The organism is Marinobacter albus (assembly GCF_030238305.1).
In the GTDB taxonomy this organism is placed as follows: Bacteria; Pseudomonadota; Gammaproteobacteria; order Pseudomonadales; family Oleiphilaceae; genus Marinobacter; species Marinobacter albus.
This window is the reverse complement of the sequence record NZ_JASSQD010000001.1, coordinates 1,401,673-1,418,704: the sequence shown is the minus strand read 5'-3', so window position 1 is coordinate 1,418,704 and position 17,032 is coordinate 1,401,673. Positions and strand designations below refer to the sequence as shown.

At 52.4% G+C, this 17,032-nt stretch carries 15 protein-coding genes; 4 read left to right on the top strand and 11 right to left on the bottom strand.

All coding sequences use genetic code 11. From position 1 onward, the window contains the following. Positions 1–15: 15 nt before the first annotated feature. A complete protein-coding gene (locus tag QQF73_RS06655; RefSeq protein WP_285367696.1) occupies positions 16–237 on the bottom strand; it encodes a hypothetical protein in 222 nt (73 codons plus the stop codon). A gap of 140 nt (positions 238–377) precedes the next feature. Here QQF73_RS06655 and QQF73_RS06650 point away from each other — a divergent pair, with 140 nt between their 5' ends. Beyond that, positions 378–1,544, top strand: a complete 1,167-nt coding sequence (locus QQF73_RS06650) for a flagellin (protein ID WP_285367695.1) — start codon at positions 378–380, stop codon at positions 1,542–1,544. 30 nt (positions 1,545–1,574) lie between these two features. Beyond that, entirely contained in the window at positions 1,575–3,575 is a 2,001-nt protein-coding gene (locus QQF73_RS06645; protein ID WP_285367694.1) for a tetratricopeptide repeat protein, read from the top strand. A 3-nt stretch (positions 3,576–3,578) separates the two neighbouring features. On the opposite strand, the gene sbcB is transcribed toward QQF73_RS06645, so the two are convergent. Both sbcB and QQF73_RS06635 read right to left on the bottom strand, forming a co-directional pair. Further along, positions 3,579–5,024, bottom strand: coding sequence for an exodeoxyribonuclease I (gene sbcB / locus QQF73_RS06640; protein ID WP_285367693.1), 1,446 nt, complete (start codon positions 5,022–5,024; stop codon positions 3,579–3,581). Positions 5,025–5,071: 47 nt separating this feature from the next. After that, positions 5,072–5,950 (bottom strand): hypothetical protein, encoded by an 879-nt coding sequence (locus tag QQF73_RS06635; RefSeq protein ID WP_285367692.1) that lies wholly within the window; start codon positions 5,948–5,950, stop codon positions 5,072–5,074. A 317-nt stretch (positions 5,951–6,267) separates the two neighbouring features. Here QQF73_RS06635 and QQF73_RS06630 point away from each other — a divergent pair, with 317 nt between their 5' ends. Further along, entirely contained in the window at positions 6,268–7,305 is a 1,038-nt protein-coding gene (locus QQF73_RS06630; protein ID WP_285367691.1) for a response regulator, read from the top strand. A gap of 3 nt (positions 7,306–7,308) precedes the next feature. Next, positions 7,309–8,268 (top strand): sensor domain-containing diguanylate cyclase, encoded by a 960-nt coding sequence (locus QQF73_RS06625; protein WP_285367690.1) that lies wholly within the window; start codon positions 7,309–7,311, stop codon positions 8,266–8,268. A gap of 59 nt (positions 8,269–8,327) precedes the next feature. Here QQF73_RS06625 and QQF73_RS06620 read toward each other — a convergent pair whose 3' ends face one another. The 8 genes from QQF73_RS06620 to QQF73_RS06585 form a co-directional block, all read right to left on the bottom strand. Next, positions 8,328–8,702, bottom strand: coding sequence for a histone-like nucleoid-structuring protein, MvaT/MvaU family (locus QQF73_RS06620; RefSeq protein ID WP_285367689.1), 375 nt, complete (start codon positions 8,700–8,702; stop codon positions 8,328–8,330). Positions 8,703–9,009: 307 nt separating this feature from the next. Further along, entirely contained in the window at positions 9,010–10,077 is a 1,068-nt protein-coding gene (gene wecA / locus QQF73_RS06615) for a UDP-N-acetylglucosamine--undecaprenyl-phosphate N-acetylglucosaminephosphotransferase (protein WP_285367688.1), read from the bottom strand. A 221-nt stretch (positions 10,078–10,298) separates the two neighbouring features. Beyond that, the gene (gene tviB, locus QQF73_RS06610; RefSeq protein ID WP_285367686.1) at positions 10,299–11,561 is read right to left on the bottom strand and encodes a Vi polysaccharide biosynthesis UDP-N-acetylglucosamine C-6 dehydrogenase TviB; all 1,263 of its coding nucleotides are present in this window, start codon (positions 11,559–11,561) and stop codon (positions 10,299–10,301) included. 255 nt (positions 11,562–11,816) lie between these two features. Continuing rightward, positions 11,817–12,905: a non-hydrolyzing UDP-N-acetylglucosamine 2-epimerase gene (wecB, locus tag QQF73_RS06605; protein WP_285367685.1), complete on the bottom strand. Its 1,089-nt coding sequence runs from the start codon at positions 12,903–12,905 to the stop codon at positions 11,817–11,819. A gap of 126 nt (positions 12,906–13,031) precedes the next feature. Then, positions 13,032–13,730 carry a WecB/TagA/CpsF family glycosyltransferase gene (locus QQF73_RS06600; RefSeq protein WP_285367684.1) on the bottom strand — a complete coding sequence of 233 codons (699 nt, stop codon included), beginning with the start codon at positions 13,728–13,730 and terminating at the stop codon, positions 13,032–13,034. Continuing rightward, on the bottom strand, positions 13,720–14,907 hold the full coding sequence (locus QQF73_RS06595; RefSeq protein ID WP_285367683.1) for a hypothetical protein: 1,188 nt from the start codon (positions 14,905–14,907) through the stop codon (positions 13,720–13,722). The genes QQF73_RS06600 and QQF73_RS06595 overlap by 11 nt, the downstream gene beginning before the upstream one ends. 3 nt (positions 14,908–14,910) lie before the next feature. After that, a complete protein-coding gene (locus tag QQF73_RS06590) occupies positions 14,911–15,990 on the bottom strand; it encodes a glycosyltransferase family 4 protein (protein ID WP_285367682.1) in 1,080 nt (359 codons plus the stop codon). A 35-nt stretch (positions 15,991–16,025) separates the two neighbouring features. Further along, positions 16,026–16,982, bottom strand: coding sequence for a sulfotransferase (locus QQF73_RS06585; protein WP_285367681.1), 957 nt, complete (start codon positions 16,980–16,982; stop codon positions 16,026–16,028). Between the last annotated feature and the right edge of the window lie 50 nt (positions 16,983–17,032).

Genomic DNA, 17,032 nt, shown 5'->3' with positions numbered 1-17,032 from the left:
ACTTATGTCGTCATTTCATGGAAAAGGTGTGGCGCCTATTTTTTCGGTCTGAAGCGCCGCCCTGTTATTCCGCTTAACGGCGCTGCCCCAACTTCCTTTAGATAAATAACGGTTTTTTTTGTTAAGGATTGTAAAAAGACCAGGAAAGCGGCAATCGCTTTCCTCACCCGTCCCGCACCACAAGCTCCAGAAAATAACCGAAAACCAGCCCAGGAATTTTTTAATATTTATTTTCAATGCCTTACAGGCCCTCCTAACAAAGTGGCACACCTTTCGCTATTCCTCTCCCAAACGGCAAATCCATGAATACAGCCGGCAATGCGTCCCAGAATGATCGGGCACGGGGTTACCGGCACCTCAGAGCAGGGAGAAATAAAATGCCACAGATCATCAACACCAATATTGCGTCACTCAATGCCCAGCGGAATCTGAACGCAACTCAGAGCGACGCCAACGTCGCCTTGCAGCGTCTCTCCTCGGGGCTTCGCATCAACTCTGCTAAAGACGACGCGGCCGGCCTGGCCATCTCTGAACGCTTTCAGTCCCAGATCACCGGTCTGAATATGGCCCAGAGAAATGCCAACGACGGCATCTCACTGGCCCAAACCACCGAGGGTGCTCTGGACGAAATTACCGCGAACCTGCAGCGGATTCGCGAACTGGCCGTTCAATCCGCCAACGCCTCCAACAGCCCGTCAGACCGTCAGGCGCTGAACGCCGAAGTACAGGAGCGGATTCAGGAGATCAACCGGATCGCAGGCCAGACCTCCTTCAACGGCCTGAAGATCCTGGATGGCAGCCTGCTTACCCAGACCTTCCAGGTTGGTGCCAACGCGGGTGAGACCATCAGCGTTTTAGGGTTTGATGCCCGTGGCTCTCAGCTCGGTTCGACCATCAACCAGAGCACAGATCTACTGACAACCCTGACAGACGGTACAGACACGCTTGAAACCATCTTCAACGAGGGACGCACCGTCGATATCACTTTTAACATCACCGGCATTGACGGCATTGTGACTCCAGTTACCGTGACCGGCGCCGGCTCCCTGCAGGATGTCCTGGGTCAGATCAACGCTCAATCACCGACAACCGGTGTCGCAGTCAACATGAACCGGAGCAACGATGAGCTGATTTTCTCATCCCAGTTCGGCGAAGACTTTTCCGTTGACATCACACCCGCCGGCGGCGGCACTCAGACCGTTGCGGCAACAGCGGCAGCCAATACCGTTTCGGCCAACGATACCGACATTTCCACCCAGGATGGCGCTGACCTGGCCATGATCTCCGTCGACTATGCCATCGATACCATCAACGGTATTCGCGCGGAGCTGGGTGCGGTTCAGAACCGGTTCGAGTCCACCATCGCGAACCTGAGCACCACATCGGAAAACCTCGCAGCTTCAAACAGCCGGATCCGGGATGCAGACTTCGCCGCCGAGTCGGCTGAGCTTGCCCGCACCCAGGTATTGCAGCAGGCAGGTCTCTCGGTTCTTGCCCAGGCAAATGCTCGTCCCCAGCAGGTGCTGCAGCTGCTCCAGGGTTAAGATTCCGACTTGAAGGATTGAGGTGTTCCCATGCAAGCACAGCATCACAGTAACGAACTCCAGGCCCGGGATGCGGAAGCTGCCCGCCTGCTCCTGCAGGCCAACATGGCCTATGCCGATTCCAACAGCAGCGCGTCAAGCCACGCTCAACGGCTGAATGCGCGCCAGGAATGTCGGAGCTTTTTGGAACAGGCACTGGCAGTTGAGCCCGAGGGCGCTGGAGCGTTGGGCTTGCTCGGACGCGTGGAACTGGACGATGGTCAACTGGAAAAGGCGCAACTGCTCTTCAACGCCAGCCTCAATGCCGACCCTGAACAACCGCAACAGTACGCCAACCTGGGCTACTGGGCACTGAAAAGTGAACGCCCGGCCCTGGCCGAGCAGTATTTCCTGCAAGCCCTGGAGTACGATCGCCAATCCGCAGCGGCCTTTTGCGGCGTCGCCCATGCAAAGCGCCTGCAGGGCCAGTTCGACGTTGCCTACCTGCATTACCGCAAACTCCGTGAGGCGGGTGCCGAGTGGGACTCTGTCTACAGCGGCATGCTCAACTGCGCACTCCACCTCAATGTGGAAAGGGCGGACGGGGATCTCGCCCAGGATGCCATCGCCCTGCTTCGTCACGAGGGCCTGCCCCACCAGGAGCTTGGGCGATTTGTCGGTGCGATCATTCACCAGCAATACGATCTAGGCAACGCCAGTGCGGAAATCATTCTCGATGCGGCCAGCGAAGATGAACTTCTGATTCTGGCCCTGCAGAAAACCCTGATGCCCAGTGCAGCAATCGAAAACCTGGTTACGCTTTTGCGTCGGGCGATCGTTGCGGAAGTGGCACAGACGGTGGAATTGCGCGACGAACTGCAGCAGCTGGCCCTCGCTATTGGCCAGTATGTCGATCGCTCCGGATATGCGCTGGCTGCCGAAGAAGACGAAGAGCGCCTGGTGGCGGCAATCAACGACAGCATCCAGGCTCAGCTCGTCATGGGGGAATCCCAGGATGGCATGATTGGCTCGCTAATCCTGAGCGCTATGTATGGAGCCCTGTTCCATCAGAGCTTCGCCGTTCAGCTTGGCCAGTGGAACCTGACCGATTGGCCACTGGGGCTGCAGCCGGTCCTGGCCGCCAGCTATTATCAGCGCGCCAGTGAAGAGGCCATCAAACAGAACTTCGACGAGAAAGCCGACGAGCTTGGCCTGGAGAAAACGGACACGCCGCAGGCCTGGCCGGCCTGGTCACAACTCGCCTTCGGCGCTGAGGGCAGCCTGAAGAGTCTGATGACAACGGAATTGAAACTGCCTACCGACCATCTTCCGGATACCCTCCGCATCATGGTCTGCGGCGCCCAGTCAGGCCAACGCGCGATGGAACTGGCGCGATACCTGAGCGATGTGGAAGTCATTGCTGTGGACGAGTCACTGGCCAACATTGCGAAAGGCACACGCATGGCCGGCGAACTGAACGTGGAGAATATCGTCTTCTGGCCCTGGTCCATCACCCAGCGGTTCGTGGCCGATGGCCATCGGGTTCACTGGATCGAAATTGGACGGCTACCCTCCTCGGCCATGACGGACCTTTCGCTCGCGGCATTGGTGAACGATGCCACGTTGTCGGGTGCGGTCGTGCACATGCATACCGCGGTGGCTGAACAGACCCCCGGCGATCAGCACATTCGCTCGCTGATAGCGGAGCACAACCTTAAACCCAACCGCGCAACCATCCGGCAATTACGCCAGTTGGTACTCGCCAACCATCAGGATACCCACTGGCAGGAACTGGCGAACGATGAGGACTTCTTCAATCTTGGCGGCTGCCGCGATCGCTGGTTTTGCCCACAGGACACGTCCCAGCTTAAACAGCTGATGGGCATGGTGAGCAACGAGGTGGAATGGAAACTGGTCAAGGCACGGGATGCGGATGGCCACAGCCTGGCCACCCAACCGGTACAACAACAGATCCAGGCCGAAGCCCTTGGGAGTGAAGTCCAGAGCCTGGTTGGCCAGGGCCTGAGCGTCTATTTCTGCAAGCGCCGCTAGCCTTCACACGTAGGGAATCAAGGATTCCCCGTACAGGTGCAGATCTTCAAGAATGTGCCGCTTCTCCGGCGTCAGTGCTGGATCGGCGGCCAGCCTCTGCAACTCACCAGCGTAGGCTTCCAGTGAGCGCCAGCCTTTTTTCGGATGCATTAATCGCTGGGAGCGGAATTCCTCCCAGCGCTCCATCTCCTCCCCCAAAAGGGAGCCCGGATAGTTACGGGCGCGGTAGCGGAACACCAGTTCCCGTAACCGATCATCCTCAAATTCGATTTCCTGCTCACCCAGACTTTCCACAGGTTGCTGCAACAGCCAGTTCAGTTTCTCGCGGTCCGTCTTGCTGATGAAGCCGCCTGCATAGAGCTGCTCGTCCGGATCCGTGAGATCCCCCTCGTGGGGCTGGTCAAATGCCTGTGCAATTCTGCCCGCCAGGTCTGGAGCCTTACGCAAGACCGCGAGATTGGCACGCAACGCCTCGCCATCGAGCTCCAGTTCCGCCAACCGCTCTGCTGACAGGGTGGTTAACATGTTGGCGGGCGCCAATACCGGGCACTTATTGAGCTGCACGCCCTTGAGCGGGAAGCGGCTGACGCCCTCTCCGAGTTCGGCCTGGGAAGTAAATACCCGCTCACGAATCTGCTCGGGTGTGGCCGCAATCAAGTCAGTAGGGTCTTCCCGTAGATCGTAAACAATCACCAGGTTCTTGTTGGTCGGATGTTCAGCCACAGGCGCCACCATCGCGCAGCAGCCGCGGGCCGCCGGATACTTGGCCGAGATATGGAATACCGGCTTCATGGAGCCGGTATCCAGCATTGCCCTGGCGGAATGTTTGTCCTTGTTCTGCAACACGAAGTCGAAGAGTTTGGGCTGTTTTTCCTTGATCAGCCGGGCAACCGCGATCGTCGCCTGAACATCGGACATGGCATCGTGTGCACTCTCATGGCTAATGCCATTGGCCACTGTCAGCTCTTCCAGGCGAAAACTCGGGCTCCCATCCTCTTTCCGTGGCCAGTTGATACCTTCGGGGCGAAGCGCGTAGGTAAGCCGGACCATGTCGATGATGTCCCAGCGGGAGTTGCCGTTCTGCCATTCCCGAGCGTAGGGATCCCTCAAATTGCGATATAGAGTGTGGCGGGTAACCTCGTCATCAAACCGCAGGCTGTTGTAGCCCACCACACAGGTTCCGGGCTGACTGAATGCCTCGTTGATCTGGGCGATGAATTCCGCCTCGGGGAACCCATCTTCGAGGGCTTTCTGGGGCGTGATACCGGTGATCAGGCAAGCTTCCGGGGACGGCAGGTAATCGTCCGCCGGCTTGCAGTAAATCACCAGCGGATCTTCGATGATGTTGAGATTTTCGTCCGTTCTTACGCCGGCAAACTGGGAAGGGCGGTCGTGGACCGGGTCTACGCCGAAAGTTTCGTAGTCGTGCCAGTAAAACGAGCGAATCAAGGGAAAACTCCTGCCTGTCGGGTTTCAATGGGACAGGAGTTTAACATTTAAAACAACTGCGTCCCCATATCCGTCTGGTGCGTCTGCAGGCGCGGCAGGCCAGACGATCCAGAGAGCTGGCTCATATCAACCGTCATGCTGGTCGGCAGGTTGATGAACACCCCCTTGCCGGCGTTGATTACATTGGCACCATCGGGACTCTGCCATTCAACGTTTTCACGCTGGAAGCCGATGAAGAAATCATCGGTAAAGCCAGTGGTACCGTCGGTATTTTCGGTCCCCACAAACAGCGACTGGACTTTGCTGATGGAGGCGCACTCGCTGCACATCGTAGGGTCCGCACTGTCAGCGATGCCAATCTGCGTAGCCCGATAATTGGTCGCCAGGCCGGTGTCGTCAAACAGGGCTGCGTCGTGAACGGTACCTGCGCTGTCGGTTATTTTCAGGCCGATGTCGCCACTGAAGCTTGATGAGAGGGATGAAACGGAACCCCGGGCCTGCTGAAAGCCCATGCGGAAACCGGCAAGACCGTCCGCGTCTTCGGCCAGCTCAATATAGGGCTGCACCGCTTCAAACGGGACAGTTTCACCTGCACTGTAGACTTTGCCGTTGTATTGTTCACCATCCTGGCGGGCAATGTGTCCGAGGGCAACGTGCGAGGCGGCAAAATCCACACCGCCGTCAATCTGACCCACTTTCGCATCGTCTATGTTAACCCGGGTCTCAACATCAATACCCAAGGTCATCCGGGTGAACTGATGCTCCGAGTCGGTCGGAACCGAAATGTTTTCGACCTGCATAAAAGCCTGCCCGGTCACCTCGCCCATGGTCTCATCAGAAATGGGCTTAAGCTCAGCCTGGGCAACGGGCGTCATACCCAAACAGAGCATGGCAAGGGCAGCGCATCCATACGCCTGGTGTTTCATAGCTTGTGTCTCTGATTAGTGTTTTTGAGTCAGTTTCGACGCCCGACCCTGCTGCCGCCCTGTTTTTTTGATTGTCAGGCTGACAGGCGGCTGTCCTGAGAACTTCATGTTCTTCTATCCATTTGCCGCAAAAGCACTATAGCTGAGGCGGATCGGCCAATAGAGTGAGCCCTGTCACAATCAACACCGACGGAATCCGTCACCGAACTTCAAGCATGAACGGCTTCACAAAAAAACACCAAACCGTAGTCTTTGCATACATAAAACAGCGTCCTGTTATACTCCGACGGATATTCCTTTTGTCTCTGGCGAACCACATGACCACCCAGATCTTAATCTGCGACGATTCCGCATTGGCCAGGAAACAAATGGCCAGGGCCCTGCCCCGTGCGCTGAACGCAGATGTCACATTCGCGAAGGACGGGAAGGAAGCGCTGGAGAGGTTGCGGGGCCACCACGCCGACCTGATGTTTCTCGACCTCAACATGCCAGAGATGGATGGCTACCAGGTTCTGGAGGTCATCCGAAAAGAAGATCTCCCCGTGCTCACGATTGTTGTATCGGGAGATATTCAGCCCGAGGCCCGGGAACGCGTCCGAAAACTCGGCGCCATCGATTTCATCCGAAAGCCTACCGAGCCGGGCCTCGTGCTGACTCTGCTCAAGGACTATGGCTTCTACAACCCGGGCGAGGTTGAAGCCACTGCGCTCAATGACAGCGCGCTAACAGCCGACGCCAGCACCTCTGCTGGAGACCCCGCACTCTCGGTTTCCCTGAACGATTACCTCCAGGAGGTTTCCAACGTGGCCATGGGCCGATCTTCAGATCTGCTCGCACGTCTGCTCCGGGTTTTCGTGAAGCAATCCATTCCCAGGGTGGCGTTCATCGCCAACTCTGAATTGCACATGGCCATTTCCGCTGCCCAGAACGACCACACCTATTCCGCTGTCTGCCAGGGTTTTACAGGAGCAGGGATCGCCGGTGAGGCCTTACTGCTGTTTGCGGATGCCAGCTTTACAGAGATGGCGGAGATGCTGCATTACGAAGACCTTGAGGGCGATGCCGTCAACGTGGAGGTGCTGATGGACATGTCCAGCATTCTGTTCGGCGCCTTCCTCAAGGGGATCGGTGACCAACTGGATCTGAATCTCGGGCTCGGACACCCTACCGTCCTCGGACAGCACCGCCAGATCACGGAACTTCTGGAACATCACAGTTCCCGGGAGGAGCGATTGTTGTGCATTGAAGTCAGTTACGTTCTGGAAGATCGCGATATACAGTGCGATGTCCTCATCCTCCTCACCGAGGATTCCGTTCCCTTCCTCGAACAACGTCTTGAATATCTGGTGGACTGACATATGGCCTTTAAGCAAGTCGAAGCCGATTCGTTTCACTGGCTAGTGGATATGCTCGAGTCCGTCGAAGTCGGGCTTGTGGTTCTGGATCTGGATTTCCGGGTTCAGGTCTGGAACGGTTTCATGGAAAACCACAGCGGCATTACCGCCAGCAGAATCCGTGAAAAAGTGCTGTTCGATGTTTTTCCCGACATTCCTAAGGCCTGGCTGTCCCGGAAGGTGGATGCGGTGGCACTGCTGAACACCCGGGCATTTACCTCGTGGGAGCAGCGCCCTTACCTGTTCAAATTCCGCAATACCCGGCCCATCACAGGCACTGAGGAATACATGTTCCAGAACCTCACCATCAGCCCCCTGTCCGGGCCGTCTGGTGAAGTGGAGAAGGTATGCCTGATGGTGTACGACGTCACCAATATCGCCAGCAGCAAACGTGCCCTGGAGCGTGCCAACGCCCAACTCGCCAAACTCAGCACGACAGATCGGCTGACCGGCCTGCTCAACCGGGGTACCTGGGAAAATCTGGTGGATGCAGAGTATGAGCGCTATCGGCGTTATGGTCATGCCACATCATTGGTCATGTTCGATATTGATCACTTCAAAAAGGTAAATGACAGCTATGGCCACCTGGCGGGCGATGAAGTAATTAAACATGCAGCGGATTTAACCAAAAACAATCTGCGCCAATCGGATACCTCCGGCCGATACGGCGGCGAAGAGTTCGGAATCATCCTCCCTGAAACCGATGCTGAGGGTGCACAGGTTATTTGCGAGCGAATACGGGAAGCTATGGAGAAAAGTGTTGTAGAAACCAGCGTCGCGTCTATTCAATACACGATTAGCATGGGTATCGCTGAATTAAGTGATAAACCCGAAAACTACATGCAATGGATGCAACAAGCCGACGAGGCCCTTTACGCAGCGAAAGCAGGCGGAAGAAATCGGGTGAAGATTTTTGGGAGGTAGAATCAAAGAAAAGCCCGGATTAACCGGGCTCGTCTGAATGCTAAATAAGCTAGCTAAAATTAGTTTTGCTGCCAGCTTTGTACTGCTTCCTTACCGTACTTTTCACGCCACTCGTTCAGAGTCTTGTGATTGCCGCCCCGGGTCTTAACAATCTCACCGGTGTGCGGGTTTTTATAAGTCTTCATAGGACGCTTCGCGCGGGTGCCGCCTGTGGACTCAGCCTTTGCCTTTGCACCTGCAACCGAAGGATCAATCGCCGACAAGATCTGCAGAACGTCTTTCGGTGATTTGTCATATTCCTTCATCAAATCACGAACTTTGTTTTCAAACTCCAGTTCACCTTTCAGAGCCTGATCTTCTTCAAGCTTTTCCAGCTCTGCGGCAAGCTTTTCCATAAGCTGTTTTTTCTGGTAGTAATCGTTAATCTTTGCCATGGAAATAAAACCTTATTCATAAGAGGTTCAAAAATCTTTGGAATCCGAGCACTAGAATAATTCAAACATCTTCAATTGACAACGAACTTTCATTTCATGCACCAAAAGCATTGGTCGAAATAAAATATCTTTAATACAAAATATAGCTAATGATGCATTTATTTCCTGGCTCGACATCGCAATGATAAGAGTTGCCAGAGAACTCGGCAATTAACCACGCAGTAAAAACAGAAAAGCCGGCGATTAGGCCGGCTTGCGAAAACACAAATTCAAATAAGCTTATAACCTCTGGAGATTTTCTCACACCTCAACGGTGAGATGCTCCGAACAACCGTCGGTACAACACCAACAAACGCCAGATATGGCTCAATGCCCAGTCATAAAGCGCGAAAAATCCGATAAAGGCCGCAAACATTATCCATTCAGGAATCAGAAGGATTTCGCCCAAAAGCCCGATTGCAGCAAATAAAAGTGCAATCACCGTGATCAGAAGCAACGCTTCACGACCCGAGAATCCGGCACGCATGAAGATGTGGTGCAAATGGTTACGATCGGGCTTCATAACAGACTGCCCTTTTCGGGCCCGCCGAACCATAATCGCAACCATGTCCATTAACGGAATCGCGATCAGCCACAACGCGGTAACCGGCCGAAACGCCCTTCCTTCGATGTGGGTACCATGGACCAACAACCAGACCACTGCAAAGCCGATAAACATAGCCCCTGCATCCCCCATAAAGATTTTCCGTTTAAAGGGAGGTATCAGAAGATTCGCCATAAGATAAGGGAGGAGCGCAACCGCGAGTGTGAGGGTGAATACCAGTTCCAAAGGGAAGTTGCCAGAACCTGAGAATAGAAAGCACAGCGAAAGCAGAGCAATGAGCGACAAGCTACCCGAAAGGCCATCGATCCCGTCGACCATATTAAACGCATTCGTGGCCCCAATGATTGCCGCTATAGTGACAAAAGGCCCAAGTGCACCAAGCTCAATGCCACCAAAGCCAAACAGATTGCCAAATGAATCGAGCGAAATTCCAGACCCGAAGGTCAACGCTGCCCCCAGCACTACCTGCGTACCTAAGCGGAAACTCGGAGGCAAGTGACAGGCATCGTCCACCGCCCCCATCAGGACCAGTAAAGAAGCACACACCAGGAAGAGGCCATAGCCATCAGACAAAGGCATTGCCAGCAGCCAGGCAATGCAGAGCCCGAAAAAGGCGCTCAGGCCGCCAACCAATGGCACAGCGCCACTGTGACGTTTTCGGTGATCCGGGCGATCCAGCAAATCGATGCGGACCGCGAGCGGTTTCAGGACAAACAGGAACACAAAGGCAATAAAACCAGAGAGAAGACCGGTAAAACTCGCCGCTTCCATGGGCATACCTTTTGGGAGGGAGAATGAAAATGAAACTGAAAAAGCCGGAAGTCTAGTCAGAACCACAAGGACGACAGCGTTTCAGATAGTTACCTTAATATACAGGTGCTATTCAAAAGATTAAGTAAAGCAGATGCTGTTTAACAATGTTTGACAGGCAGGGCCTCTGAGGTGGAGGGAGCCCTGCCCTGTCAAAGGAATGTTAGATCTAAGGGCTTGGATTAAAGCCGCAACTCTGCATCACCCAGCGGCAGTATGCCCTTGAGATCATAAAGAATACCGGTGCCCGTCAGGTAACTCCTGTGGCCGGCGGTACCCATTGCTACATATGCCTCGTGCGGAACCGCGAGGATCACCGCATCGTAAGTCCTCTGTGGCGGCGCCTCCACGAGGGTGATGCCGTACTCATGCTCTGCCTCGGCGTTATCCGCCCAGCAGTCCGTTACATCCACTTCGCAACCAAACTCCCGCAGCTCCTCGACCACATCAATCACACGAGTGTTGCGCAGGTCCGGGCAGTTTTCCTTGAAGGTGAAGCCCATTATCAGCACCCGGGCGTTGGCGACCGTGTGGCCAGCCTTGATCATGGCTTTGACCAACTCAGCTGCCACGTAAGGCCCCATCCCGTCATTGACCCGGCGGCCGGCGAGTATGATTTCGGGATGGTAGCCAATGGCCTGGGCCTTGTGGGTCAGGTAATAGGGATCCACACCGATACAGTGCCCGCCCACCAAGCCGGGCTTAAACGGCAGGAAGTTCCACTTGGTACCGGCGGCAGCCAGCACCTCGTGGGTATCAATACCCAACCTGGCGAAAATTTTCGCCAGCTCATTCATCAGGGCAATATTGAGATCGCGCTGGGTGTTCTCGATCACCTTGGCCGCTTCCGCCACCTTGATGGAACTGGCCTTGTGGGTACCCGCAGTAATGATACCCGCATACAGGGCGTCTACCTCTTGCGCAACGGCCGGCGTGGAGCCAGAGGTAACCTTTATGATGGTGGTTACCCGATGCTCCTTGTCCCCGGGGTTAATCCGCTCCGGACTATAGCCTGCGAAGAAATCAGAGTTGAACGTAAGGCCAGACACCCGCTCAAGCACCGGCACACAGACTTCCTCGGTGGCGCCAGGGTAAACGGTGGATTCGTAGATGACGATGTCCCCGCGTTTGAGAACCTTGCCTAGACTCTCACTTGCCATAACCAGCGGTGTCAGATCGGGCTTCTTGAATTCGTCAATTGGTGTGGGCACGGTCACGATAAATATCGAACAGTCGGCGATGTCCTCCAGAGAACACGAGAACGACAGCTGCGTCGCCGCCCCCAACTCCTCGGAAGATACCTCACGGGTAAAGTCCACGCCGTCTTTCAGTTCGGCGATGCGTTTATTATTAACATCGAAACCCACAACGGAGCGCTTCTCGCCAAACGCCACGGCCAACGGGAGCCCGACATAGCCTAGGCCCACTACTGCAATTTTCTTCATAGAGTCCTTCTAAAAAAGTTTGTCGTGTTCTCTCGAGGATTCAGTGGCCAAGATACCAAGACGTCGCCTTAGCAATCCCATCCCCAAAGAGATACTCCGGCGCATACTCTGGCTTCTTTGCTGATGTTCGCCTGTGAATGCCGAAGTTCAACCACTCGGGAATTCCAGCACACCGGCTCGCTGGCATACACAAAGCCACTGGAGTCAAGAGCCTCGCTCAGGGGAGCAGTGCATTCGGAAAAACAGTGCGCAGAATTACAAAGACAGGATTACATCGACAATACGCTGGGCAGCGCGGCCATCCCATTTCTCTGGAACACGACCCTCTTTCCAATTTCCGGAAAACAGCTTGCTCATTGCTGGTTTAATTGCTCGCGGATCCGTGCCTAACAACTCGTTGGTGCCGCAAGTTACGGTTTCAGGGCGCTCAGTATTGTCGCGCAGGGTCATGCAGGGCACCCCCATTACGGTGGTTTCTTCAGTAATACCACCAGAATCCGTTAATACCGCTTTTGCGTGCTTGACTAAGTAGTTGAACTGCAGGTAGCCCAAAGGCTCGATCAAATATAAACGCGAATGGTTGATCCCGAGATTTGTTAATATCTTTGCCGTTCGTGGGTGAACCGGGAAAATCAATGGTAGCTCACCACTGTAAGCAATAATTTCTCCGATCAACGCTTTCAGTTTGTGCTCTTGGTCAACATTTGCCGGGCGATGCAGGGTCATCACAAGATACTGACGAGGTTCAAGATTCAGCTCGCGCCATACCTCAGGCTGTTCTAAACGGTGCTCATTAGCTCGCAACGTATCTATCATTACGTTGCCTACAAAATGAATACGATCATCGCTTACGCCACCATTCCGCAAAGTTTCATTTGCAACTACTGACGTGGTAAAAAATTCATTAGTAATCGCATCGGTCACCAAGCGATTGATCTCTTCAGGCATACTCCAGTCATTACTACGAATACCCGCCTCCACATGAGCGACTTTCGTATGAAGCTTCTGAGCGACAATTGCACAAGCCATGGTGCTCGTAACATCGCCAACCACCAACACCAAATCTGTGGGGTTAGCGAGCAGGTGTCGCTCAAAACCAACCATAATGGCCGCTGTTTGCTCAGCATGAGTACCGCCCCCCGCGCCTAGGTTCGCATCAGGCTCGGGAATATTTAATTCCTTAAAAAAAGCTCCGGACATTTTCTCATCGTAATGCTGACCGGTGTGCACTAAGCAGTAATCAATCACACGGCCCTGGGTTTCGGCTGCATTAATCGCATGAATGATGGCTGCAACCTTTATAAAGTTGGGTCGCGCGCCGGCTATCAGGGTGATATGGGCCATGATTTTATTCTCCCCTAGTACAATAGAATGATTCCGGCTCGGTCAGCTGCAAAGCATCACCCGAGCCCTGATATCAATAACTAACCAGCGTGGCTATGTGATGGAAAAAGGCGAGCATTAAGCGGATCAAAAACGATTAAACTGTAACAAAAACAGGAACCTCACCAAGTGTATCTGACGCTTTATACGCACAGGTTCTTTTATCAATCGATATAGCCATTCCAGGTGATGCCTTACCCACCAGGCAGGCGCCCGTTGAACCTGACCCGTATACACATCAAAACTTCCACCCAGCCCCTGATAAACCGCCGCGTGCCGATTCTGCATCTCCTCCATAAGAAGTTCCTGCCTGGGAGACCCCATAGCCACAAAAACTACATTGGGCTTTTTAGACGCAATGTCATCAATTAGCGCCTGCCTATCTAAATCATCAACCAGATAACCATTGCGATAACCAACAATCCGAATACCGGGGAATTCCAACTGCAATTTTTTTACAGTTTGCGCGATTACTTCATCACTTGCGCCAACGAGATAGAACGTTTTATCTCGATAGTGACCTCGAATAATATCCAGCCACAGCTCGCAGCCCGGGATCTTGACCAAATCCTCCAAGCCCTTTTTCTTGAGGCCCATAATGGCACCGATCCCGTCCGGGTAGCCGACATTACGGTTTATGATGCTTCGAGTTTGCTCGGTGGCATGCAGGATTTTCTCGGCATTCACAGCCACAAGTAGGCTGTGATTGGCGAAAGCGAAATCGATCAGGTCGTTGCGGGAGACAGGGGCAAAAACTTTCACCCCATTCAAAGATTCACTGCGCATGGGTTTCCAATAAATAATAGCTTAGGGCGTTGAACATAAAGGCATTACTCCACCTCATATAAGGTATCTTCGAGCTGACTCCTTTCTTGAGTTGGTAATAGAAATAGCCCCTCGGGGACTGCATATTGCTGATTGTCCAGTTGGCCACCTTCTCACATATCTCTGAATTAGCCTCCCACTGCCCCATCTCGCTAAGTGTCACCCACAACTGACCGGGGCAATGTATGTCTATCGGGTAGGTTCTGCTGTGATAGTATTTTGGCGTTCCATCTTCCAGAAAAAAGTGCTCAAGGTAGAACCGTAAGCCCTTATCCAGATTATTTTGAAAGGAATCGTCTTCACACAGCCGAGTATAGTGAGATATCGCATCCAGGTTGTAGCCAGTATGAAAACTGTCTATCCAGGACTGCACTGGCAGCAGGCCATATACCCAGGAACCATCCTCCGATTGTCCTTCACAGGCCGCATTGACAATCTGATGGGCAGCTATTTTATAGTCCTCATCGCCAGTGTAGTGAAAGCAATAACTGAGCAGCTTTGCGCCAAGCAAAGAGGCGTTGTAAACCGTATCGTTCCCTGGCAGAGGGCTATAGGAGAGCATGAACCCTCCCTCATGCTCTGAACGGTGTAGATCCTTCAAAACAAAGTTTGCCGAAGACAGTGCTGTGTCCAGATAAAGCTTATTTCCCGTAACTTCATATGCCTCGAACAGCGCACTCGCGCAAAACGTTGTAGCAACGACCGTTGGCGTATAAGCAGGGAACAGAAACAATCGACGTGCTTGCCAGTCAAAGTTATAGCCCCAACAAACCCCTGAAAAACCCTTGCTTTCCAGCCCGAGTAAAAGATCGGCTACTTCTGTGATTTTGGCCAGCAACTCATCTTTAGAACCGAAACGCTTGTCGCCCTTCGAAGCCAACCTGTACAAGTTGCAATAACCATTCAAGAAAAGGCCAACGCCCTTGGCGTTGTGCTGCTTCGGCACCAGCAGTAAAGGCCGCAGATTAATAGGCGAACGTTTACAAAGCTGGATCAGCACCAAGCGAGCGAGACCCCAGTATTTCAAGGGGGTCGCCTGAAAAATAGCAGAGTTAAGGCCGTCGTATGGGTCCCATCCTTTGTAATGCTCAGCTTCGCAATAAGCGCGAAGGCTTGAAAAACTAGCGCTAATATCCATACCTCAATCTCTCTCCATGATCTCTTCAAGCTGGCGTGCAACCTTCGACGCTAGAAAATGCTCTTTGGCATAGTCGTGATTGAAACGGCCAATCTTCTTCATCTTTTCTGGAGCCGAAAGCAACTTAATCAGAGCGTCGGCATAAAATTGCGACTCCAGACTGTCGGATGAAAAACCCATCTTTTCGTCTTGAAAAAAATCCTTTAGTCCGCCAACTGGGCGAGTGACAACAGGAAGCCCGAAAGCCATCGCCTCAAGCACAGAAGTTGGCATGCCTTCTCCATGCATCGTTGGAAGAAGATATATATCCGATGTTCTGAACGTTTTGACCAAAGTACCGCCGGAAACATTGCCGAGAAACTCGACATTCGGAATGGACCGAGACCTCACAAACTCAATCGCAGATTCTCTTGCGCTGCCAGAACCCGCGACCACAAAACGCGCATCAGGAATGGTGACTAAAACCTTCGAGAAAGCATCCAATGCCAATAAGATACCTTTATTGGGCTCCAAACGAGCGAGAAACAGAATAGTTTTCCCATACACCTTCCTCTCTATATCAAAACCCTCTACAAGACGGTCATAAACTTTTGTAGTGGACAAATAAACTGGCCTCTCCAATCCCCAAGAATTCAATTTATCTGAAAATTCACTTGCAAGAACGATAAAGGAATTCGCCCGACCAAACTTACGCCTAAAAAAATCCGGATTAGAATTAATTATTTTCTCCATCGCCGGGTCCCAACCATGAAAGAAAACGATAACTTTCAATCGAAAGAATTTAGCCAACCGAAGAAACATAGCATCACGAAGGATTGCGGTGCGTCCTAATGATGGATTAAGAACGACAGTTTTATAGCGACGTGTAATGCACAAAAATAAAAACTTAATGTAGTCAAAAATGAGAACGATAGGGCCTGGGAGACCATGGCGCCCCCCGGTAAAATTATAAAAAACCTCTTGCCTCCAATAGGGTTGAAGTCCACGATAATGATTGGAAACCCCGCCCGGAAGAGCCAATGACGGCAAATTAATCAAAACCTTACTGCTCATGCTGTCATAACCAATATTCCAACGTGCCAAAAAGAACTCACCTATGCATAACAGATAGTTGCACGCTACGGAGCAACGCTAGGGTCGTTAAGAATTTCCTCAATCTCTTCATGCCATAAAACTGCATGACCTTGAATCATACCCGCCAACTTCTCAACTTGGTCCGCGTGCATTTCCGCGAGAACCACTCTCGCATTTCTGGGAATCTCACCAAGCATGCCACGTGCCGCATTAACCTTGGGCACATCAGTACGGCCAATAAGTTGCGAACTGATATCATCAACATCCAAAAATTGGAAAACACGGGAGAGAAGTTCCGTCGGATCGTTTGCAAGTTCTTCGTAGAACCCAATAAAGATCTGGCTTCTATCGTAATATTTCATCCAATTAGAAAGATTCCTTGCATAGCTATATCTGGCGAAAAGCCGGGGACTTCTTATCTTCCTCATTACCGATTCATCATCAAATAACGCATTCTTGCGAGAGCTCCCTCCGTTGTCACGAACCTGTTTCTCAATACAAGACCAAGTTGCACTTATCGGATTCCGAAGAAAAACGATAATCTTTTTCACCCCTGTCTGGTCATAAACCGTCTCTATAACATTCTCGCTTAACATAATATAAGCAGGGGTGATTTCTCCCACTAGCCGTTTTCTCGACGCTGCATGTCTAAATAGGTTCCTATACCAGTTGATATCACCCCCCGGGCTAAAAAAATGAAGGTCCCAGTTGATATCTGGCTTCGCTTTTTCTAGAAATTTATTAAAAAATGGGGAAAGAATAAAACCGGCATAATGCTTAACCCTGCTTATGAAAACTCTTTTTATTCGTCCTAAAAGCGTATGAATCCTGAAATTCTCTGTGATCTCAGTATCTACGCTATCAAAATAATGCACTTCTTTAATGGGTGGCACATAAATTTCCGGATGGCGTGAAAGCATATTATTCAACCAAGTAGAACCGGACCTCGGCGCACCAATACCCAGAAAATCAGGAACACTTTTTTCGTCCCGAACAGACATTTATCCTATAACCTCAAAAACTACCCAAGATCAAAACCTGTCATTAATCC